Origin of the sequence: Pectobacterium polonicum (genome assembly GCF_005497185.1) — a bacterium.
GTDB lineage: Bacteria > Pseudomonadota > Gammaproteobacteria > Enterobacterales > Enterobacteriaceae > Pectobacterium > Pectobacterium polonicum.
Genome location: NZ_RJTN01000028.1, coordinates 1 through 22,894 on the forward strand (window position 1 = coordinate 1; position 22,894 = coordinate 22,894).

Genomic DNA, 22,894 nt, shown 5'->3' on the forward strand with positions numbered 1-22,894 from the left:
ATCAAGGGTTGGGAAATGGAGAAATAACAAAAAAGTGTAAATTTAATTTTTCATATTTCGATAACACACAAACGGCTGGACAGGATTTCAGAGACTGGAGTCAGGATGAATTAGTTAAATTACTTGAAAAAATTAAGAATTATTCTGAATCTCCTCTTGATTATTGGCGAAGTCAGAGATGTGGTGGTGGTGGGCTTAAAGTTCTTGAAATTTATGGTAAATTTCCTAAGAAAAGTGATTTCATTCATCCAAAGCATGTTCCACATGATGTTGCGTGGGCACGATTTAGAATGGAAAATCTTGTGAGGCTTGTCGGCTTTGTTGTGCCAAGAGGATTTAATTGCGATCAAGAGGTAACATTAACAGAGCCATTTGATAGCAATACATTTTACGTTGTTTTTCTTGACAAGCAGCATAAGTTTTATCTCACAGAAGATGCCTAGTTACGGGGATCGCCATCCACTAATTGCTTTCAACGAAAGATATGAGGGCATTAGTGGAACATTATTATAACAATTTGATTTTTTTGTTCGTGCTATCGCACTGATTATTTTAGTGGTTCTTGAATAAAGATGTGTATAGAAATGTGAGTAGGGTATCAGTTATTTTTTATTTAATTCTATTAAATTCATTACATTATGTGTTTTATTCGATTCCCTTCACTGCTCCAAAAATATCTCCTCTGAAGTTCTTCAAAGTCAAAAAAACTCAGTAAATCAGGGGAATCGTGTCACCACAACCCGACGAGCGACCTACGTGTTCAGGAAAGACGCTGATGAACACTGGCTTTGCACGATTGATAACTCCTATGGAACAACACTTCTTGACTGATTGTCTGGTCAATTCAGGCGCGCCAGGGCGATGCTGGCGCGTTTTCCTTCTTTCTCGATAGCTTTCCCATGTTTGGATATAGGCCAACGAGTGACCTCAATCTCTTTTATTTCCCTGCTTTAATTACGGTCGCCGTCCAGTAGGGTAAGTCCCAGGTGCCGCCGAGGCGGATCATACGGCATGAGCCTGTGATTGATGCTCGGCTTTGCTGAAATGTTTTGCCATCCCATATCCAGGCACTATCGCTCATGCAGTCCGCGAGTCCGCGCCCTTTCTGTACTGCGGTAATTTCACCGTTTTCGTAGCCGACTCCAATTGTGGTTACGAGCTGAGGCTGAGTTTGCATGGCGTGGTCGATGACCCAGTAAGCGTAGCCTTCATTGTAGGCTGCACGCCAGCAGAGAGTACTGAGCAACGACATGCTGCCATTGAGCGGTGTGAGCATCATTGGTTCCTCTACTCTGCCATCTTGTGGTGGGAAGTCATCGCAGTCATCTTTCCCCAGTGTCTTGAGCAGCTTTTTCTGGATAGCCGCTTGTTCCACATTCGTCAGATTTCGTGAGGGTTCCTGTTGGGTGGCTGCCGCGTAGATAATCGGGGCTGCTAAGGCCGGTAGATCGCTGCTTTTGTTGCCTTTTTTGGTTATGGCGTCCGTTGTACCAATGCGACCCTGTCTTTCATCCATTTTTAGCAAGACCGCGTAGGCACCTGCTCCAGAGAGTTCGGAGACTATGTCATCGTGCAGAAAAGCCACTTTCCCGCTTCCTTTTAGGGCCTGTAATACGACGGGAATTTGCGTCTCATTGAGTTGCCAGAGATTGTCTCCTGTTGAGGTGAGAGAGCCTTTATCCACGCCGTCAACGGTTAGCGTGAGTTTGGTGCCTTTAGGGATCTCTTTGTCCACTTCAGCGAGCGTGATCTCAGCTGTTATTGGCGTATTTTTCCCGGCATGGCGCGTTATGAGCAATGAGACGTCTTGAGCTTCTCCATCTTCTCCTATGCCTTTCTCTTCTGGTGAGTAGCCTGCTGCCCGGCACGTTAGTGTGTTATCGCAGACCAGCTCCCAATCTTTATGAAAGAAAGTGCTATCGGCGAATGTTGTGGCACATGCCAGAGTAGGGAGCGCCGCGATGAGGGCCGTTAGCACATTGACGCGGTAAAGGAGAGCGAAAGTCATTTTCCATCAAATCCTTGGTTATGTTACGGCTTATCCTCGACCTATTTGGGGCGCGAGGAAAGCAGTCGCTTTTTTTGACCTATGCCAAGAGGTTAGCTTGAGACCGCGTGATATTGCGAATATTTCTTATCCGGCCACTCCTCTATTAAGAACGAATCGGGTATGATGCCTATGCCGTCAGCCGTTCATCGGTTGCTCAAAATCCCCTCTGCGTTATCAGCATGTTTATCCTGCTTTTTAACCTCATGCGTGATAACGGTCAGAAATCAGTTTCCCACACAGCTGAAACGATCCCTATAAATAAGTGTCATGATAGATGTAGCGCGATGAGAACGACTCTTTATGCGGTACGCTGTTAATCACTTAAAGATGAGTATCATGAAAATTAAGCAAACATTTACCAGGGCATTACTCCACCCGCGCTATTGGGCGACTTGGTTCGGTCTGGGCGTGCTGTTTTTATTAGTCCAACTCCCTTACCCGCTGTTGATGAAGCTCGGGAGCAGTGCAGGTCGTTTATCCCGCGTCTTTCTTAAGCGTCGGGTGTCGATTGCCCGACGTAATCTTGAGTTGTGCTTCCCTACAATCTCCGACGATGAGCGAGAAGCCATGATCGATAGCAACTTTGCGTCGCTTGGCATGGCATTGATCGAAACCGGCATGGCCTGGTTCTGGTCCGATCGTCGTGTGCGCCAATGGTTTGATGTCTCGGGGCTTGAGCATTTGCGGCACGCTACGGACAAAGGGCAGGGCGTGATGGTGATTGGTATTCACTTTATGTCGCTGGAACTGGGCGGCAGGGCGATGGGGTTGTGTCGGCCAATGATGGCGATGTACCGCCCGCATAATAATAAAGCGATGGAAATGGTGCAAACCTGGGGACGTTCTCGTTCAAACAAGGCGATGATTGACCGTAAAGATCTGCGCGGTATGGTGCAGGCGCTAAAGCGTGGTGAAGCGGTGTGGTTCGCACCCGACCAAGATTACGGCCCGAAAGGCAGTGTCTTTGCCCCATTCTTTGCCGTGAAAAACGCGGCTACCACTAGCGGCACATTTACCATCAGTCGCCTGGCAAAACCTGCAATGATGACGACGGTGCTGATTCGTAAACCGAATGCGTTGGGTTACCAACTGGTGATTCAGCCTGAATTACAGGATTATCCTTATCACGATGAACAGGCTGCGGCGTGTTACATGAATAAGGTAATTGAGAAAGAAATCATGCGTGCGCCTGAACAATATCTTTGGCTGCATCGCCGCTTTAAAACGCGTCCCGCAGGGGAAATATCGCTCTACGCCTGATGGTTGGGTGAGATGACGTAAGTATGTGCGAAATGGGACGGCGCTTACGCGCCATCCTGATAAGACAGTTGCTACGTTTGGTGCAGAAACAAAAATGGCCGCCGGATGGCAGCCATTTTAGAGTGGTTAACGTACTGAGTACGATTAACGGAAGATAGCGTGGGGGTTAACACCGCGATAGGTTTTGCCCAACGCTTTTAATATTTGATTGATTTTGCGGACAACGCGCATCTTTTTATCCCCCACGATTCTTAAATAATTATTGGTTAAAAGTACCAAAGTTGATGTTGATGTTTTCAAACATAGCGATGATTTTGTTCAGCAGTTTCATGGTCATTTCCTCGTTGTTAGTTAATTTGTTTTCTGTGATGCTGTTCACGTTTTTAAGAATACTCGCACTGATACGGCTGGTCAACTTTTTTGTGATGGGAATCACAAAAAAATGAACGATCAGTTTGTGAGGAGTAAACCGCTGTTTTGATTTCAGTCTAAAAACCCTTTCTGTTTTTTATTCATACTGGCGCGTTTTCAGCGAGTTGCCTGATTGCACAGTACCTGTATCGATTGCACATTTCCTTAACGGGAAGATGAAATAGAGATAGGTAAATTGTCTCGATTAGCAGTTGAAATAAGCGCGGGGGAAGCGGGATAATCGTGCGCTTCGCATTACCTGGCACTGTTTATCCGGTGATGTTTTACTTCCGCTTGTTTTTATACCGCTCGTTTTGATCGAGCAACGTTTTCTGGTTCTGCATCCCGCGAGTTAATCGTTTGCGTGCGGAGCCATAGGGTTCATGGCGTGTTCTGTTCATTGCTAATTAGTGTACTAATGCGCTCGCGGAGCAAGGCTGCGAGAACCGTTCAGAATTGATCGTAAATAATAATGGCATTTCAGGGGATACCACTATGTCAAACACCACCCGTCAGGCAGAGAATGCGGCGCGTCCGCAAGGCGCGCTTGATGCTTTTTTCAAAATTACACAGCGTGGCAGTAACACGCGTCAGGAAGTGTTAGCAGGTCTGACAACGTTCCTGGCTATGGTTTATTCGGTGATAGTTGTACCGAGTATGCTAGGCAAAGCCGGGTTCCCGCCGACTACCGTGTTTGTTGCAACTTGTTTGGTTGCTGGACTGGGGTCGCTGCTGATGGGATTGTGGGCCAATTTGCCTATGGCGATTGGCTGTGCGATTTCTCTGACGGCGTTCACTGCGTTTAGTCTGGTACTGGGGCAACAAATCAGTATTCCCGTGGCGCTGGGGGCGATCTTCCTGATGGGGGTACTGTTTACCATCATTTCCGTTACCGGCATCCGTTCTTGGATCTTGCGTAATTTGCCGCTAGGCGTGGCGCATGGTACTGGGATTGGTATTGGTCTGTTCCTGCTGATTATTGCTGCCAACGGTGTGGGACTGGTAGTAAAAAACCCGATTGATGGCCTGCCTGTCGCGCTGGGTAATTTCACCTCTTTCCCTGTTGTTATGTCCCTGCTGGGATTAGCAGCGACTATTGGTTTAGAAAAACGTCGCGTACCGGGCGGAATTTTGCTGGTTATCATCGTGATCTCTATTCTGGGGCTGATTTTTGATCCGAATGTCAAATATGCCGGTTTCTTCGCATTGCCGAGTCTGACGGCGGCTGACGGTTCGTCGCTGATCTTCAGTTTGGATATCATGGGCGCGTTGCAGCCTTTGGTTCTGCCGAGCGTACTGGCGTTGGTAATGACGGCGGTGTTTGATGCTACGGGGACGATTCGCGCGGTAGCGGGGCAGGCGAATCTGCTGGATAAAGACGGGCAAATCATCAACGGCGGTAAAGCGTTGACAGCAGACTCTGTGAGCAGCATTTTCTCCAGTCTGGTTGGGACATCTCCGGCGGCGGTCTACATTGAGTCTGCCGCAGGTACAGCTGCTGGTGGTAAAACAGGCTTAACCGCGACTGTCGTCGGTGTGCTGTTCCTGCTGCTGCTGTTTGTGTCTCCGTTAGCGTATCTGGTTCCTGGTTATGCTACCGCTCCAGCGCTGATGTACGTCGGTCTGCTCATGCTGGGTAACGTATCCAAACTGAATTTTGATGACTTCGTGGATGCGATGTCTGGTCTGGTCTGTGCGGTATTTATCGTACTGACCTGTAACATCGTGACCGGTATCATGCTGGGCTTTGGCGCGCTGGTATTAGGTCGCCTCTGTTCCGGTGAATGGCGTAAACTGAACATCGGTACAGTGGTTATCGCGGTGGCTCTGGTCGTGTTCTACGCTGGCGGCTGGGCACTGTAAGTCGTTTTTCTGTAAACCTTCGGGCACCGTCCCGAAGGTTTGTTCCTCGCGTTTTCCTTTCCTCTCCCTTCCTCGTGATATGTCTCCAAAATAGAGGTTTATAGGCCTTTTTATTGGCTTTGGGTTTAAGTTTTTTGTGTGATAATCAACCTTGTTATTAATTTCGGTTTTTCGACCAAAAACCCATTTTCATACCGGGCTAAATGCGTTAAATATGGAAGGGTAGTTTGTGCGCTAACAGGCAGAATTTTTTGATTTAGGAGTACGTCTAAGGAAAGCATGGAAATATTTTTTACGATTCTTATTTTGACCCTGGTTGTCTCCCTGTCCGGGGTGGTTACCCGCATTTTACCTTTTCAAATTCCTCTGCCTTTAATGCAAATCGCGCTTGGTGCCATCCTGGCCTGGCCCCAGTTCGGTTTGCATGTTGATTTCAATCCTGAGCTGTTTATGGTGCTTTTCATTCCACCGCTGCTGTTTGCCGACGGCTGGAAAACGCCCACGCGTGAGTTCCTGAAGCACGGTCGAGAAATTATCGGTCTGGCGCTGGTTCTTGTACTGATTACCGTGGTGGGCATCGGCTATTTCATCTACTGGATGGTGCCGGGCATGCCGCTGATCGCTGCTTTCGCGTTGGCTGCGGTGCTGTCGCCGACCGATGCCGTCGCGCTGTCTGGCATTGTAGGAGAAGGCCGCATTCCGAAAAAGCTAATGGGCATTTTGCAGGGCGAAGCGTTGATGAACGATGCGTCAGGCTTGGTGTCCTTGAAGTTTGCCGTCGCGATTGCGATGGGCACCATGGTGTTTACGGTGTCTGGTGCGACGCTGGAGTTTATGCAGGTCGCGCTAGGTGGCTTGCTGGCGGGCGTCGGCGTGACCTGGATATTCGGTAAATCGCTGCGCGTTATTAGCCGCTGGAGCGGTGATGATGCAGCAACGCAGATTGTGTTGCTGCTGCTGTTGCCTTTTGCGTCATATCTGATTGCAGAACACATCGGCGTGTCGGGTATCCTGGCGGCAGTAGCGGCGGGGATGACTATCGGCCAGTCTGGTGTAATCCGTAGCGCACCGCTAACGATGCGGATGCGTGCTAATGGCGTGTGGTCGATGTTGGAGTTTGTGTTCAACGGTATGGTGTTCATTATGCTGGGCTTGCAATTGCCGGACATTCTGGAAACCTCGGTTACGCAGGCGGAACTGGACCCAACGGTTGAAACCTGGATGCTGTTTACCGATATCGCGATCATCTATGGTGCCTTGCTGCTGCTACGTTTCAGTTGGCTGTGGGTGATGAAAACATACAGTACGCATATCCAAAAGAAGCGCCCTATGGTCTTCGCCGAGTTTTCCACGCGTGAATTGTGGATCGCATCCTTTGCTGGTGTTCGAGGCGCGATTACGCTGGCGGGTGTACTGTCTATTCCGCTGTTGCTGACTGATGGCACCGCATTCCCGTCACGCTATCAGTTGGTGTTTATCGCCACGGGTGTCATTTTGTTTTCTCTGCTCTGTGGCGTATTGGCGTTACCGTTTCTGCTGCGTGGCGTTGTGGTGGCGGACAAAGCGGCGCATGCCAAAGAAATCCGCATGGCGCGTATGGCTGTGGCGGAAGTGGCGATCAAAAGCATGCACAAAATGGAGGAACGTCTGGCAGCCGATCGAGAGGAAAATATCGATGAGCAGGTGCTGAAAGAAGTCAGCGCACGTGTCATCGGTAATCTACGTCGGCGGCTAATTAATAAAGACGATCCTGAAAACGGTATGTTGATTGAGGATCTGGAGCGGCGTTTTCGCCTGACTGCACTGAATTCCGAGCGTGCGGAGTTATATCACCTGCGTGCCACACAGCAGATCAGTAATGAAACATTGCAAAAAATGCTGCGCGATCTCGATCTGATGGAAGCGCTTCTGATCGAAAATGAGTAACACCGCGTGAAGCGATCTCCGCTACTGCATTGATTTCTTTCTCTTCTCTTTCTTTCTTCTACATCCCCCTTGCGTAAGCAAGGGGGATGTTTTTTATACGCCGGATCTAAGAACAGCGTCAGACGATTGTAAACTGCTTGTCATTAAATGATAATGATTGTTATTATCTGTAGGACAATTCTCATAAACAGAGAGTTTAGAAGTAGAAAAGCCATAAATAGAAAGCGTAGAAACAAAAATCTCTGAAGTAAAAACGGCCCGCGCGGTAGCAGAACCGTGTGGGGTGAATGGCTGTTTGAAGGACCAGATAAAAAATAAATGCCTATTAACCCTAAATTAATGAGGGGAATTTGCGTTTATAGGGGAACATTTATGCGTGTATTAGTGGTTGATGATGATTCTGTGCTGTGCCATTGGCTGGGGTCTAAATTACATTCCCACGGCCATTCTTGCCGAATGGTGCACGATGGCGCACACGCATTAAAAGCGATCAAGGATGAAGTTTATGATGTCGTTCTGTTGGACAGAATGCTACCCATCATGGACGGATTTACGGTATTACGTGAATTACAAGGGTCTCGTCATCCGCCTATTATGCTGCTTTCGGCTCTGGATCGTGATGTTGATCGCGTCATGGGGTTAGAACTTGGCGCGGAAGATTATCTCGGTAAACCTTTTAACTTTAATGAGCTTAGATTACGCCTGGATATTATGGCGCGGCGTAGTAAACGTCATACTGATAATCCGTCGATGCTAACTTTTGAAGATCTGCAACTTGATCGTATGCAGCGTGTCGCATGGCGCGGTAGCAAACGTATCGATTTGACTGATAAAGAGATCAAGTTACTGATTATATTGATGGAAAATCCAGGCCAGGCAATTACGCGCACGATGTTGTTAGAAAGAGTCTGGGGCTACAATTTTGATCCGCAGACTAATCTTATCGATGTTCATATGTCAAAGCTGCGGGCGAAAATTGATAAAGGGTTCCCTCGTCCATTAATTAAAACGCTGAGAGCAATGGGCTATGCATTAGGCGCGGTAGATAAAGGTAAAACCGATGTTGGCAGCCACGCTGAATAAAATAAAAATAAAGAGGCTGGGGCAGCGCTGGCAGATAAAAATAAAACATTGGCAGTTACTTGGGGCAAGCCAATATCCTGGCTTCTTATGCACCTCTAATTTTCGTCAGGCAATAACCATTGTTTTTCTGTTCTTATTAATGATGCTGATGTGTATTGTCGGCTTCAGCTCATTAAGTGAAACATTGATTAGAACGCATGTTCGCGAAGTTATTTTGGGTAATATTTACGATTACTCAATGCAGTCGCGTTTAACGAATGCCGATAGCCTGATTACGCAATTGCGGCAGGATAATCGCGCAAAGGGTGACGAGTTACCGCTGTTTCTGGTGATGGATAAAGACGGTGATATTCTGTATCACAATCATCCATTAAAGGTGCATCCATTAAAGCCGGACCCATTAATACCGCATCCCACAAGTCTGCATCCTCTGGAAATGCGGCAACATACCACTTGCCAAATGGATGTCAGCTGTCTCAAGGCCGAAATTTCCAGCCCGGACGATCCTAATCTGATTGGTCTGTCTGTCATGCTAGATGACGGAGGCGTGCTATTCACCGCGTACAATATTCGACCTATGTTGGAGCGGGTGAGAACGATTCCGCTGGTAGCAGGGGCTGGTCTATTTGTTGTTCTGCTTTTTTGCCTGTTTGTCAGCCGCCATTTCAGCTTACGTAGCTTACGCAGTGTGGAGAAAATCCGCACGGCCTTACATCGCTACAGCAGTGGTGAGCAGCAGGTGCGTATGCCGCTGTCGCCTTACGACGATGATTTTGACAGCCTGAGCGCTGATATTAACCAGAATCTGGAACGTATTGAGCGTCTGATGGAGCAGGTGCGCAATACATCGAGCCATGTTGCACACGAACTGCGTACGCCGTTGACGCATTTACAAAACCGCCTGTTCAACCTGACAGAGCGCACAGGGCTGGATAACGACATTCGTGATGAATTGAATTTGGCCGTGGATGAGGTGCACAAAATTCTCGGGCTGTTCCGCACCGTGATGCGTATCGGTGAAATTGAAAGTGGGCGCTGCGTGCACCAGTTTGAGAACATTGAAGCGCGTCAACTGCTGGAAGAAATTGCGGAATACTATCAACCGCTGGCGGAAGCTCGGGGCTGCCAACTGAAGATTGAAATCAAGTCAGGCATCCAACTCTTCGGCGATCGGGCGCTGCTGTTTCAGGCTCTGGCGAATCTGGTGGAGAACGCGCTGAAATATGCGGCTCAGGGGAAATACATCACGTTGAGTGTGACGCTTTATCGCGGCTGGATCGCGCTGAGCGTCGCTGACCGTGGGCCGGGCATTCCGCCCGCGCTTCATGCTAAAGCGCTACAGCGCTTTCAACGGCTGGATACCTGGTTTCAGTCCGGTTATGGTCTGGGGCTGTCTTTGGTTCAGGCGATTACCGATCTACATGGTGGAAAACTTTACCTGGATTCCTCCGAGCCGGGCTTGAACGTCTACCTCTGTCTTAACCGCTGTTAATCCATTCGTTGGTTAATACCTCGCGCAATAAGCGATCAGAGATTGCTTACTACGATGTTCCTCTCATGATTTTTTATGAATATCCCTGCAAAAAATATGAATATTTATTAGTTTTGTCGATAAGATAAAATCGCTTTAGTTATTGATTTATATTGATAATTATTTGTATGGAAAGATTAACGAATATTAATGTTCTGCTGCTTGCGACGCTTGATAATAAGTCTCATTATTAATCTTATTATCATCATGGCTCCCCCCGATTTCCAAGTAGGCCATGATTTCTTTGGCGGCGGATAGAGAATCTTTCCATGAAAAACATGAAAACAAAATTACGTTCTTTCCTGCGTGACGAAAGCGGTGTAACGGCAATCGAATACGGCATCCTCGCGGCGGCAATGGCGGCGGCCATCGGTGCTATTTTCGGCGGCGACGGTATCTTCGTGAAAGCGCTGAATGAAAAATTCACCCAAATCGCCGATCAGATTACGGGCACGGGTACGACGGGCGGTGGTTCATCCGGCGCTGCGAAGTAACTCACGTAATATGACGGATTACACGCACTGGCTACAGATAGCGCTACTGGTAGGGTGCTTGCTGTGGTGTATCAGCACCGATCTGTTAGTACGAAAAATTACCAATCAGGCGGTATTGATTTTATTGCTGGGCTGGCTGTTCTTCAGCGCTTCACATGTCCTGCAATCCGGTGTGTTAGATATGGCGGCATTACGGAAAATGCTATGGGCGTTGCCCGGTGCGGTGGTCGTTCTGGTTGTGGGATTTTTACTTTTCCTCACGGGCAGATTGGGTGCCGGGGATGTGAAGTTGATGAGTGTGCTGTGCCTGTGGGTTGGGCAAGGGCACCAGATCGTTTTCGTCATGGTAACGGCGCTGGCTGGCGGTGTTTTGGCGCTAAGTCTGCCGCTGCTGAATACCGTACCGACAGCGGTGGCGTTGGGCATTCAAGCCACTAACCGGATATTCAAGAGTCGGTTGCCTATGCCACCTGCGTTGCCCGCCGATCTTTCTCAAGGCATACCTTACGGTGTCGCGATTGCATTTGGCGCGATATATGTCCTGATTTTTCCTTTGTTTTAATTCCGTCGCAGCTTTAAGACACACACGCTAGGGTAGGCCAGTTGAAATGAAAGTGAACTCTACATACGTACTGTCAGGCGCGCTCGTTCTGGCAGGTATTGTTGCGTTGATGGTACGCAGCCACCTCTCTTCTGCACCCCCACCGCCACCTCCGGTTGTTGTTAAAGCACCGGAAAAAACGGCTGTTTTGGTGGCGGCGAAAGATCTGCACCCCGGTGATTTTATCAGTGCTGAGTCATTGCGCTGGGAAGAAACGGATAAACCCGTTTCCCGTACGTTCAACTTTGTTCGCGGTAAAGACAGCCAATCACTGCTATTCGGTGCGACGCTGCGTGAAACCGTGACAGAAGGTTCCGCACTGACGAGTAACGTGTTGGTTAAGCCGAATGAACCGGGCTTTGTTGCTGCCGTCCTGAGTAAAGGGATGCGCGCTATTTCTGTTCCCACCAGCGCGCTTGCCAGCAATGCCGGTTTAGTCACGCCAAACGATCGTGTGGATGTGATCCTCAGCATGAAAAGGGACGATCAGTCCGAGTTACCACCAAGCCGTACTCAACCCGTGGTCATGCCGCTGCTGGCATCACAAACCATTGTGCGTGATATACGCGTGTTGGCGCTGAACGAGAAAACCATTTCCCCTATTTACCCGCGTGCAGATGTTGCACAAGACGATGTGGCGCTTGATGCCGCAGCCAAAAGCCGTGAGCCTGCCGCAGGTCCTCGTGCGCGTTCCGCAACCTACCAAACCGTTACGCTGGAAGTGACGCCTCAGCAGGCTGAAGCGCTGGCCGTAGCCAAGGAGCTGGGCGTTCTGCATTTAGCGTTGCGCAGTGCCGAGCAGGATGATGCAGTCGATCCAGCGACAGGGCGACCGCATGTGACCACCGTGCCAGTCGCGACCGATATCTACGGGGTGCTATCAGCAGGTTCTGGTCACAAGGTAAAAGTCTATCGCGGTGAACAAAAAGACGTGGTGACGTTCCCCTCCCGATAGGACGGACACGTAATCTGACAGCCTGCGGGAAGCCGTGCGCTGCTCATGGAAAAATAAAGCCCATTACGGAAATTAAGTAAATGACGATGTTTTCGCTGTTTTTGAAATCGGACGCTCGGGGAACGTGCAAACGGTTGCTGGTTGCCAGCCTGTTAAGTGCAGTCTTGCCTGTCATGCTGATGTTGCCTGCCGCCACGCAGGCTGCCGGGGTGTCTGAAGTGGCTGAAACCAATGTGGTGCATCTGACCGTGCATCAGGGGCGGTTACTCCAGCTTGATGGGTTGCCAGACAGCGTGCTGGTGGCCGATCCGAATATTGCCAGCTTTGAACTGCCTTCACCGGGGAATTTGTTTGTTTACGCCAAAAGTGTCGGTACGACCACGCTTTATGCGATGGACGAAAATGGCAATGTCATCAACGCCATTCGCCTGGTGTCTGAACATGACTTGAAAGCGCTGGGTGAACGCATGAAGCGTGAATTCCCCGGTGCGGATATCCAACTGGAAGCCTCGATTCCGAGCGGTGTCATTGTGCGCGGTAGCGTTGATACCCCGCAGGACGCCAAGCGCGTCATCGACAGCATACAGGCGTACATCAGCGCGTCGTCAAACGGTGCACAAGGTGGCGGTGGCGAGAAATTGCCAGGTTCTAGTGAATCCTCCGGCAAAGTGATCAATCAGCTCAAGATTAAAACGCCTTCGCAAATCAACATTCAGGTGCGCGTGGTGGAAGTGTCTCGCAAGTTAACCAGTGAACTGGGGTTCAACTGGGCGGCGTCACTGAGCACCGGCAGCGGCAATATGACCGCAGGCAGCGGCTCGCGCCTTAACCTGTTCAATGCCACCACGGGGAGATTTGCTAACCCAACGGATGCGGGCTTCCTGAATTTTGGCCGCTCCAGACTGAGTGGATTGCTGACCGCCATGAACCAACAGGGTATGGCAACCGTATTGGCCGAACCTAATCTGACGGCGATGTCAGGGGAAACTGCCGCGTTTGCCGCAGGCGGGGAAGTCCCGATCGTCCTGATTACCAATAACAGCGTCAGCATCGACTACAAATCTTACGGTGTGATTCTGCGTATGACGCCGACGCTACTGTCTGCCAACCGTATTAGCCTGCACATTGCGCCGGAAGTCAGTGAACTTACGGACGTGGGTTCTGTACAGCTGGAAGGTGGTTCGCGTATTCCGGCCTTAACAGTACGTCGTGCGGATACCACGGTGGAACTGGCCAGCGGACAAAGTTTCGCCCTGGCAGGGATGCTGCGTAGTGCGGGGAGCCAGACGATCAATGGCGTTCCTGGGTTGAGTAGCGTCCCGATGTTTGGCCGCCTGTTTGAAAGCGAATCCACCAGTCAGGAAGAAACGGAACTGGTGATCATCGCGACCGCTTATGTGGTTGAACCCGTCAATGCTGGCGATCTTCAGACGCCGGGACAAGGCGTAAAAATGCTGGACTCGTCCATGCCACGTTCTGCATCTGTCGGCTATCTCTACTGAGTCCACGAGGGGCAATAAACATGAACACGATTAACAACAATCAGCCTCCGTTCCGCCCGCTGCACATGCGTGCAGCAGTGCTTACCGCCGTTTTTCTGCTGGCAGGATGCGGATGGAATAAGCCGATTAATGATGTACGTATGCAGCGTTTTGACCAGCCAGGACTTCAACCGATCGCCGTGCAGCCTTCATCGGTGTCCGTGCCGTTATTGGTTGCACCAAACGGACGCGGCTTCCTGCCTGAATCGTTGAAACAACTCAATATCATGCTGAAAGATCAGGGGCGGTTATCCACACAGACGATAACGCTGATCCCACACAGCACTAGCGGTGAGCAGATGGCAGGACGACTGGCGACCGTGCTGAAAAATGCCGGTGCTAATCCACAGAATGTGAAACAGATGCGCCGTTCTACGGCGGGTGGCCAGAACGGCGATCTGGAAGTGATCTCTGAGGCACTGGTCGTCAAAACGACCCGCTGCGCGCTCAATGACCCAAATCAGCTGATGGTGAAGCCTTATGAGGCAATTGGTTCTCTCGGCTGCGCCACACAAAACAATCTGGCGATGATGGTCGCCGAACCACGCGATCTGATTCAGGCCAAAGCGCTGGATAGTGCGGATGGCGTGGCGGCGGTCAATAGCATTGAACGCTATCACAAAGGTGAAGTGAAAGAGCTCATCGACATTAACTTTGATGAAGATTAAGGGCGTGACATTCCATGAGTGAAATTACCCCTAACGATGGTGAAGAACTGGCGCTGCCGCTGGTTGCGTTCGCCAATGATGTGCGCGATGTGGCTGATATCAGCGATCTCTTCACGCGTCTGAAACAACCGGATGTTCCGGTGATGCCCGGTGGTATTACCGCCGCTCGCCAGTGGTGCGAACTGAATGTACCGCCACACATTTTACTGGTGGATCTGGAAGGGACGCACTGGCCGCTTCCAGCGCTGGAAGAGTTGCTGAGCGTCTGTGGCCCCACCAGCCAGGTGATTGCGACGGGCAAAGAGCAGGATGTTGGCTTGTATCGCGCCCTGCTTCAGGCGGGCGTGGTGGATTATCTGGTGAAGCCATTCACGCTGGATCTGCTGGCGGCAACGCTGGCGAAGTGCGAAGGCCAGCAGGCAGGGCCGGAATATGCCCGTACTGGCAGGACGATTGCGGTTGTCAGCGCCAGCGGCGGAAGCGGCGGAAGCACGGTAGCGATGGGGCTGAGCCGTCTGCTGTCCGGTGAACGTCATTTACCCGTGGCGCTAGTGGATTTTGACCGCCGCAACGGTGACCAACTGCTGTTGCAGGGGCAAACCGATGATGCGGGGCTGGCTGCGGTGTTGGGAACTCAGGAACTGGATACCCGACTGCTTCAGCGCGCCATGCTGCGTGTCGATACGCGTCTGCACCTGTTGGCACAGAAGCCGGAATTGGGTGAGCTGAGCCCGGTTGACGTCGATAACGTACTGAATCTCGGCGGGGCGCTGTGTCGCATGTTTAATCAGGTCATTTGGGATCTGCCCAGCAGTTACCCGGCAGGGGCGCTGGATGTGCTGACCTATGCGGATCTGCGCATCATTGTGACGGAATTGACGCTTCAGGATGCACGTAATGTACGGCGCGTACTGAATGAGATCGGTGATGAAAGCGAAGGGCAGCGTTTGCTGTTGGTGCATAACCAGAGTCGCTTTGCCACGACCGCGCCGCTCAGTCGCGATCAGTTTGAACAGTTTATTGGCCGGAAGATTGATGTCGTGCTGCCTAATGCCGGTCATGCACTGGCGCAGAGCCTCGCGCTTGGCGCATTAAATTTCGCTGCCGCGCCTGCTTTCCAGCAGGGATTACGCCAACTGGTCGATTTAGCCTGCGGTGTACGCGCCAGACAGGCGGAAAAACGCTGGTTCTCGCGGTGGTTAAAGCGAGCCTGATGATGTTCAGCGTTCGCCGTTTTTCAAAAGGTTACGGACATGTTGATTCGCAAAAATAACCTGCAAAAAAGTGAAGCAGGCAAAAGCACACCTCAGTCTGCGCCAGCAACTGCCAATGTCGCAGAACTGAAAACGCGTCCCGCTGCGGAGAACCGCACGCAGCCTGCGGCGAATGCGTCTTCAGGATCTGCTGCGCCAGCAGCCCGCCAGACGGACAACCGGACGAGCCAGCGCCGTATTATCCGCGCACAGCTTTACGATCAGATCGATGCCGGTAAAGCGGCGATGATGGGGCGTGACAAGCTGCTGGTACAGATCGAAACGGTAATCCGCCGTATCTGTGATGAGCAGCGCTTGCAGCTTTCTCGGCAGGAAGAGGAAGCTATTGCCACCGAAATGCTGGATGAGATGACGGGGATCGGACCGATCCAGCCGCTGCTGGCAGATGACACGGTCAACGATATTCTGGTTAACGGTGCCGGTCAGGTGTTTGTCGAGCGCTTTGGCAAGCTGGAACTGTCACCGATTACCTTTATCGATGAAGAACATGTGTTTAACACCGCGCAACGTATTGCGGCGGCGGTCGGGCGGCGTATCGATGAAGCTAGCCCAATGGTGGATGCACGTCTGCCTGACGGTAGCCGCGTTAACGTCATTACCTATCCGCTGGCGATCGACGGCACCACGATCTCAATCCGTAAGTTCATGCGCCGCAACCTGTCGCTGGAAATGCTGGCGGAGCGCCGCTGTATGTCCTATGCGATGGCGGATGTTCTGAACAAAGCCATGCAGGCACGCGTTAACGTGATCGTTTCTGGCGGTACGGGGGCGGGTAAAACCACCTTGCTGAACGCGCTGTCGCAGAAGATCGGCAGTACCGATCGCATCATCACCATTGAAGATGCCGCCGAACTGCAATTGCAACAAGAACATGTCGTGAGACTGGAAACCCGCCCTGTCAGCGCCGAAGGTACTGGCCGCATCGATCAACGCGATCTGATGCGTAACGCACTGCGTATGCGCCCTGACCGCATCATTTTGGGTGAGGTGCGCGGTGGCGAGAGCTTCGACATGTTGCAGGCGATGAACACCGGCCACGACGGTTCGCTGTGTACGGTGCACGCCAATACCTCGCGTGATGCGATACAGCGTCTGGAAAACATGGTGATGATGGCGAACATGCAGTTGCCGCTGATGGCGATCCGTCGGCAGATCGCCAGCGCTGTTCACCTGATCGTGCAAATTGAACGTATGCGTGACGGCATGCGCCGTGTCGTGTCCATTACCGAAGTATGTGGCATGGAGAATGAAGTGATCCAGCTTCAGGATCTGTTCAGCTTCAATATTCAGGGGATGGATGGACAGGGGCTGTTGACGGGTGAATATGTTCAGCACATACAGCGCCCGCAGTTCTACAGCGATAAAGCGCATTTGTTTGATGCGCAGTGATGGGCTGAGGAGACGCTGATGAGTGATTTACGCCTGAATCTGATTACGCTGCTGGTGTTTTGCAGCGTGCTGATGCTGCTTTTGGCGGTCAACGCCTGGAGAAAATCACGTCAGCAACGCATGCAGCGTGAACAACGCTGGCAACAGGTTTTGAATGAGGTTAGCCCATCGGTAGCCGCTGTGGCGTCTGATTCAATTCTGCGTGACGAGATTAAAACGCCGCTGATGGGAATTCCTGTTGTCGGGCGCTGGTTGGCGATCCTCTGGGCGCAAATGGCGTTTATTGGCTGGAAAAAGAACCTGCTTCAGCGTTCTCTCGCGCTGGCGGCAGCCAGCCTGATACTCGGCATGATTCTGGGGCAGCGTACTCTGCTACCACTTACGATGGGGCTGATATTTACACTGCTGCTGTTTGTCAGTATCGGCATGCTGATGTTCCGATCGACGTTGCAAAAGCATTTGAAAGCGCTGCGTGAGAGCCTGCCTGAAGCGATTGATGCGATTACGCGTAGCTGCCGTGCGGGTGTGCCTGTCGCGAATACTTTCTCGATTGTCGCTGAGCACTTAACCGGGCCGCTGGCGAATGAATTTAAGACGATCGACCACTGGCTGCGGCTCGGTATCCCGCTGCGTCAGGTGATTCAGGCCTCGGCGACGCGAGTGCCGATGGCCGAGTACCGTTTCTTCGTGGTGATTCTGATCATCAATCAGGAAGCGGGTGGGCGATTAGGAGAAACGCTTGAGCGTTTGTCCGCTACGCTGCGCGACCGGCGGGAACTGCAACTTAAAGTGCAATCTAAAACCTCCGAGGCGCGTGCATCGGCCAAAATTGTCGCCGCACTGTTTCCCGGCTGTCTGGCCTATCTGTACATGAAATCGCCGGAGGATTTCAGCTTTTTGTTCTCCGATCCGGTGGGGACAACGGTACTGATTTACGCCTTATGCAGCGTTTCGATCGGCATGCTGGTGACACACGTTATGGTTAAACGGATAGGGTAAAGGGTGAGCCACTCATGACTGTTTTTGACGATCCCTTACTGCTGCTGGCGCTAGTGCTGATGGTGGCGGGTATTTATCTGGCCCGTACGCATCATAAAAAACAGCAATACAAGCAGCTGGAAATTCGCATGCGCGGGCACCTGCCCACGGCCTCTATAGAGGCGACCTCTCAGGAAAACATCCTGAGAGGTCAGGGAACCGCACTCTCCCCCCTGCTGGAAAAGCTGCTACAGCCCCTTGCCACACAGGGGGAGCGTCTGTCGGGATCGGAACGCGATCGTCGCAATCTGCGCCGTCTGCTGGATCTGGCAGGCCTCCGCCGTAACGAAGCGGTGGGCTGGCTGGTCATGGGGAAATTTGCCGCCGGAGCGCTGCTCGCGATCGCTTTGGTGTGGGGATGGCTGCCACCTGCCGACCGTGCTGGTCTGACGGGGGTTGCTGCGGGGCTCATTGGCTTCTTTGTCGGCTCTATGGTGCCGGAGTGGTGGCTAAAATGGCGTGCGGCAAGCCGGGGTGAAAAGCTGGCGCGTGCGGTGCCGGATGCATTGGATCTGATGGTGGTCTGTGCCGAAGCCGGTTTACCTATCGGGCGCGTATTACAGGTGGTGTCAAAGGAGCTGGGGCTGTCGTCACCGGAAATGGCGGATGAACTGCACTACACCGCTGCCGAATTACAGATTCTGTCGGATCGTACGCTGGCGATGAAGCATCTGGCAGAGCGTACTCGCGTCAGCGAGATCGAAAGTATGGTTGCGACACTGATTCAGGCGGAGCGCTACGGTACGCCGCTGTCTCAGGCGCTGCGTACGATTGCGGATGAAAGCCGCAAAACGCTGATTTTAGGGCTGGAAGAGAAGGCGGGCAAATTGCCTGCGCAGTTGAGCGTGCCGTTGATGGCGCTGATCCTACCGCCGATTATCGCCATTATGGCGTCGCCTGCACTGGTGCGGGTGGTCCGCCTGCTGGCGCAGTAGTTTTGATTGCCAAGATAGTGTTTTTAAAAACATCGATTTCCGATATGTGCCGGAAATCACAAGAGTTACAACCGATGGAGTTAGCGAAAATGGTCGATCTGGTAGCAAAACTTAAGCGCGGCGCGCCCATGTTGGCACTGCTCATCGTCAGTACCGTGCTGGTGGGATGCGGCAGCTCGATGGCGATTAAAGGCAGTAAGGATGAGGGCCTGCGTCTGGCACGTCTGCTGCGCGATCAGGGGCGTGTTGAAGCGGCGACGGAAGTGTATGCGCGTCTCGACAGCCGTGATGCGCTGAAAGGGGCTGAGATGCTGGAGTATGCCAGTGTGGCTGCTTTAGCGCGTTCGCCGCAGCAAACGCTGGAATTATATGGACGAGCACGTCAGGCGTTGGGCGGCGATACCAATAAAATGACGAAGGAAGAAGCGCTGGCAGTGTGTCTGGGCATGGGACGTGCACAGCTGGCGTTGGGACGTAATGCGATGGCGCAAACCGATTTTACCTGCGCGCTGAAGGCACAACCAAACGACGCTGGCGCGCTCAATGGCATGGGTGTGGTAATGGATGCATCGGGTAAACATGCTGAGGCACGCCAACTGTTTGAAAAAGCGTTACAGGTGAATCCGGCCGATGTCGCGGCACTCAACAATCTGGCGCTTTCCTGGCTGGCGAGTGGCAATGCAGACAAAGCGATTTCTCTGCTGCGCTCGGTGGATGAGAGTAACGCAACCGGTCGACTGAATCTGGCGCTGGCCTATCTTTCTGGCGGCAGAGACACTGACGCTCGTGCCGCGCTGGCGACCATTGCCCAGCCGCAGCGTATTGATGGACTGATCGATGAGTTGAACCAGCGTTTACAGCAGATGCAGCAGGATAAATCTCGTGGCGACGCGCTGCTGTTATCCAGTCGCCAACGCCTGCAATTGAGTTCACCTGAGTAATGGCGTGGTTTCACCGTCGTTCCCCCTGGCGTGATGCGGGCATCGTGCCGCGTCAGGAGCGCAACTGGCGTAGTACCTGTGGCGTCATCGCGACGGAAGTGGCGTTTCTGGTGCCCGTCGTGCTGGTTGGCGTGATGATGCTGTTTGAACTGGCACGTATCGGGCTCGTGATCGCCATCGGCAGTGCCGCGCTGGATAAGGCCGTACAGACTTTCCGTCTTGATAACCTCGTATCGGACAGTGCGGAACAGATGGGAACCCGACTGAAGGCTCGCATGATTGAGGCCGGTTACGGCTACCTCAAGGAAGACGATTTAACCGTTAGCGTGTTGCACTTCGACAATCTGACTCAGCTTGGTGGGTTAACAAACGGAAATAGCAGTCAGGACGATCCCGATAGCGAGGCAACCACGACGCTTCCTGTGTGGTCCGTGACGGTACAGATCAAAAAGGCGTTTATTACGCCGTTGCCGGAGGTGTTAACGCTGGGTGACACCTTCCGCTACCAGTACAAACATGTGTTTGGGACGGAACTGCGTAATGACTGATCGCTTATTGAAACCCCGTCGTTTGTTGAAAAACAATCGTTTTCTGAGCGGAATTCGACGCTTCTGGTTTTCTCGCCATGCTTCTACTGCGGTAGAAACGGCGCTGGCGTTTCCGATTGTGCTGGCGATTGGTTCGCTGTGTGCAGATATCTACACCGTTGGGCTGGAGCGTACGCGACTGGAACAGCGTGTGGGTGCCATTGCATCAATATTAGCGATGCAGCAAAAACTGGATGAAAAAGGCTTACAGGGACTGCTTGATACGGTGTTGCCAACGGAAGGCGTTGGGAATTACCAGTTGTTGATCAGCAATGTGCGTCAGACCGGCGAACTGTATTGGCAATTGAGCCGAGGGACAGCGGCGGCACTCTGCGCCGAAAGCGAGACGCTGCCCGGTGAAGAATATACGCCTGAATTGCCGGAAAGAGACCGGGAAGAAGGCAGTAAGAACACCTCGATGATGGTAGTCGAAATCTGCCGTGAGGGGAAAGACGTCGGGTTGCTGGGGGGCTTGTCGCTGGGCGGCATGTTGCATGCTTCATCTATCAACCGGGTGGCTATTGGCGTGGTGACGCTGGATGAGACACTCAGAAAAGAAGCCGGGCTAGAAGAGGACGAACGGAATCCGTAGTCCCAAGCCGGAATAATAAATTTATCACGATGAGCAATGTCGTTTTTATTTTCCCGTTTCATGGGCGGGACGAGTACGCGCTGAATCCAGGTACACAGGATAGGAATTGATGAAAAAAACCTTACAGAACAGAAGAGTAAAAAAAGACGATACCGGAATCACTCTGTTCTGGCGTCAGCGCCTGTCCGCCTTTATTCATCAGGAAAAAGGGGCGGGTACAGGGTTTTATGTGCTGGGCGCAATGGCACTGTTGGTGACGGCGGCTTTCATTGTGGATACCTCAACGTCAACGGGTGATGCGACGCAGATCAAGCGTGCGACGGATGCCGCCGCGTTGGCCGTTGGCCATCAGGCCACCATTAACGGCGAAGAATACAGTCAGGAAGACATCAATACGCTGGCGTATGAATACGTCAAAAGCAATCTGGGAATGAATAAGGCGCTGAGTGAAAAACTGGTGGCGGGCGACGTGACCGTCATTGAAGGCCGCAATAGCGCTACGCGTAAAACCTATACCGTGACCGTGGCTTTTGAAACCAAGCCCAGCCTGCTGAGTTTGGGGTCGAGGGCGCAGGAAGTGTACTCGACCTCGGAAGTCATCAACCGCCCGACGGAAGTGGCCTTCGTAATGCCAGTGACGGGGGATATGAGTGATGCGGATATTCGCGCGTTGAAAAGTGTCAGTCGCTCGTTTGTTGAGCGCCTGCTTAGCAGTGGGGATGCTAAACGCGACAACCTGTGGGTGTCGTTGGTGCCGTATAGCCAATCGGTAAATGTGTACGATGCAGAAGATGCGAACCGCATTCGTCGCTGGTCTACACCGAGTGCACTGAACCCACCGGAGCTGCGTTCACTGTTTGCCAGTGGTGTGGTGAGCAGCTTGGCCGATCGCCGTTTCCCCGATCGCCGTGCGAATTTGCTGTGCATGTACCGTGGACTGGGTCGGGAAGAAAACTTCTTCTGGGATGAACCGCCCGTTGGGCAATTTCGCGTGTACTACCGCCATGATTTGCCGCAAAACGGCAGTCCTGGCGCACCACCTATCAGCTGGCGTGGTCCTAACCCCGATCTTTATCCGTGGGATAACAACTCCGATGCCGTAGATACCCGCTTTATTGTGGCGGATCGCGGATGCCCAAATGCTGCGCTGATGCCGCTGACCAACGAAGAAAGTAAGCTGAATCAGCGTATCGATCAGTTTTCTGCCCGTTTCAACGTGAACTACGCCATCGGCATGTCGTGGGCAGGGGCGGCGCTGTCACCCAACATGCGCGGGTCAGAAGGCTGGGGCGATGCCACGCTACCGCTGGATTTCAATCTGGACGGCAATGGTGACGGGCAAAAAGTGATCGTAATGATGGCCAACACTATCGGCAACTGGTTCGACACCGACAGCTACAACTTCAATCGCAACGAGTTCCGTGGTGAAACCGGCAACGATTCTGCCCGTACCTTTGCCGCGCAGCGCTTTCAGGATCTCTGCTCCAGCTTCCGCGCACGCAATATCAAATTCTATTTTGTCGGCATTCGTCCCGGCGACCCTGAAGATTTTGGCCGCAACCTGTTCGACAGAGAAGCGACGCCAGGCCTGCTGGTCTGCACTGAGGGTGAAAAACGTATGAGCTTTATTGATGGTTCGGGCTTTGGTGCAGAAGGCGTTGAGGATCAATTGATTCGGCGTTTGGATCGTATCGCCGGCCAGATCGAAACCGAGGGCGGCTATGTTCGGCTGGTTGAATGACCGCGGAAGGTAGC

Annotated in this window: 20 protein-coding genes and 1 pseudogene; 20 read left to right on the plus strand and 1 reads right to left on the minus strand. The window is 52.1% G+C overall.

The window, feature by feature from the left end; translation table 11 throughout:
- Together EDI29_RS22825 and EDI29_RS23085 are read left to right on the plus strand one after the other, a co-directional pair.
- On the plus strand, positions 1-443 hold a 443-nt coding region (locus EDI29_RS22825; protein WP_167494543.1), incomplete at its 5' end, for a hypothetical protein.
- A gap of 274 nt (positions 444-717) precedes the next feature.
- Positions 718-831, plus strand: a pseudogene (locus EDI29_RS23085) (DUF4440 domain-containing protein); the annotation flags it as partial.
- A gap of 106 nt (positions 832-937) precedes the next feature.
- Here the strand turns inward: EDI29_RS23085 and EDI29_RS20325 are convergent.
- Positions 938-2,008: a DUF1176 domain-containing protein gene (locus tag EDI29_RS20325; RefSeq protein ID WP_137742336.1), complete on the minus strand. Its 1,071-nt coding sequence runs from the start codon at positions 2,006-2,008 to the stop codon at positions 938-940.
- Between the two features lie 378 nt (positions 2,009-2,386).
- Here EDI29_RS20325 and lpxP point away from each other — a divergent pair, with 378 nt between their 5' ends.
- The 18 genes from lpxP (at position 2,387) to EDI29_RS20415 (ending at position 22,880) form a co-directional block, all read left to right on the plus strand.
- On the plus strand, positions 2,387-3,310 hold the full coding sequence (lpxP, locus tag EDI29_RS20330) for a kdo(2)-lipid IV(A) palmitoleoyltransferase (protein WP_137742337.1): 924 nt from the start codon (positions 2,387-2,389) through the stop codon (positions 3,308-3,310).
- Positions 3,311-4,216: 906 nt separating this feature from the next.
- The gene (locus EDI29_RS20335) at positions 4,217-5,584 is read left to right on the plus strand and encodes an NCS2 family permease (protein ID WP_137742338.1); all 1,368 of its coding nucleotides are present in this window, start codon (positions 4,217-4,219) and stop codon (positions 5,582-5,584) included.
- Positions 5,585-5,863: 279 nt separating this feature from the next.
- Positions 5,864-7,510: a Na+/H+ antiporter gene (locus EDI29_RS20340; protein ID WP_107167835.1), complete on the plus strand. Its 1,647-nt coding sequence runs from the start codon at positions 5,864-5,866 to the stop codon at positions 7,508-7,510.
- Between the two features lie 372 nt (positions 7,511-7,882).
- Positions 7,883-8,593, plus strand: coding sequence for a response regulator transcription factor (locus EDI29_RS20345; RefSeq protein ID WP_107167834.1), 711 nt, complete (start codon positions 7,883-7,885; stop codon positions 8,591-8,593).
- Positions 8,571-10,085, plus strand: a complete 1,515-nt coding sequence (locus EDI29_RS20350) for a sensor histidine kinase (RefSeq protein WP_137742339.1) — start codon at positions 8,571-8,573, stop codon at positions 10,083-10,085. Before EDI29_RS20345 ends, EDI29_RS20350 begins: the two co-directional genes overlap by 23 nt.
- A 308-nt stretch (positions 10,086-10,393) precedes the next feature.
- Positions 10,394-10,618 carry a Flp family type IVb pilin gene (locus EDI29_RS20355; RefSeq protein WP_005971678.1) on the plus strand — a complete coding sequence of 75 codons (225 nt, stop codon included), beginning with the start codon at positions 10,394-10,396 and terminating at the stop codon, positions 10,616-10,618.
- A 10-nt stretch (positions 10,619-10,628) separates the two neighbouring features.
- On the plus strand, positions 10,629-11,180 hold the full coding sequence (locus EDI29_RS20360) for an A24 family peptidase (protein WP_137742340.1): 552 nt from the start codon (positions 10,629-10,631) through the stop codon (positions 11,178-11,180).
- Between the two features lie 46 nt (positions 11,181-11,226).
- Positions 11,227-12,174, plus strand: a complete 948-nt coding sequence (gene cpaB, locus EDI29_RS20365) for a Flp pilus assembly protein CpaB (RefSeq protein ID WP_137742341.1) — start codon at positions 11,227-11,229, stop codon at positions 12,172-12,174.
- 80 nt (positions 12,175-12,254) lie between these two features.
- Positions 12,255-13,676: a type II and III secretion system protein family protein gene (locus tag EDI29_RS20370; protein WP_137742342.1), complete on the plus strand. Its 1,422-nt coding sequence runs from the start codon at positions 12,255-12,257 to the stop codon at positions 13,674-13,676.
- Positions 13,677-13,696: 20 nt separating this feature from the next.
- Entirely contained in the window at positions 13,697-14,383 is a 687-nt protein-coding gene (locus EDI29_RS20375) for a CpaD family pilus assembly protein (protein WP_137742343.1), read from the plus strand.
- A gap of 14 nt (positions 14,384-14,397) precedes the next feature.
- A complete protein-coding gene (locus tag EDI29_RS20380; protein WP_137742344.1) occupies positions 14,398-15,597 on the plus strand; it encodes a CpaE/TadZ family protein in 1,200 nt (399 codons plus the stop codon).
- 39 nt (positions 15,598-15,636) lie between these two features.
- The gene (locus tag EDI29_RS20385) at positions 15,637-17,046 is read left to right on the plus strand and encodes a TadA family conjugal transfer-associated ATPase (RefSeq protein WP_137742345.1); all 1,410 of its coding nucleotides are present in this window, start codon (positions 15,637-15,639) and stop codon (positions 17,044-17,046) included.
- A gap of 18 nt (positions 17,047-17,064) precedes the next feature.
- A complete protein-coding gene (locus EDI29_RS20390) occupies positions 17,065-18,045 on the plus strand; it encodes a type II secretion system F family protein (protein ID WP_137742346.1) in 981 nt (326 codons plus the stop codon).
- Between the two features lie 14 nt (positions 18,046-18,059).
- A complete protein-coding gene (locus EDI29_RS20395) occupies positions 18,060-19,019 on the plus strand; it encodes a type II secretion system F family protein (RefSeq protein WP_137742347.1) in 960 nt (319 codons plus the stop codon).
- A gap of 89 nt (positions 19,020-19,108) precedes the next feature.
- A complete protein-coding gene (locus tag EDI29_RS20400; RefSeq protein WP_137742358.1) occupies positions 19,109-19,960 on the plus strand; it encodes a tetratricopeptide repeat protein in 852 nt (283 codons plus the stop codon).
- The gene (locus EDI29_RS20405; RefSeq protein WP_137742348.1) at positions 19,960-20,508 is read left to right on the plus strand and encodes a hypothetical protein; all 549 of its coding nucleotides are present in this window, start codon (positions 19,960-19,962) and stop codon (positions 20,506-20,508) included. Before EDI29_RS20400 ends, EDI29_RS20405 begins: the two co-directional genes overlap by 1 nt.
- Positions 20,501-21,139: a TadE/TadG family type IV pilus assembly protein gene (locus EDI29_RS20410; protein ID WP_137742349.1), complete on the plus strand. Its 639-nt coding sequence runs from the start codon at positions 20,501-20,503 to the stop codon at positions 21,137-21,139. Before EDI29_RS20405 ends, EDI29_RS20410 begins: the two co-directional genes overlap by 8 nt.
- Positions 21,140-21,248: 109 nt before the next feature.
- A complete protein-coding gene (locus EDI29_RS20415) occupies positions 21,249-22,880 on the plus strand; it encodes a Tad domain-containing protein (protein ID WP_137742350.1) in 1,632 nt (543 codons plus the stop codon).
- Positions 22,881-22,894 lie beyond the last annotated feature (14 nt).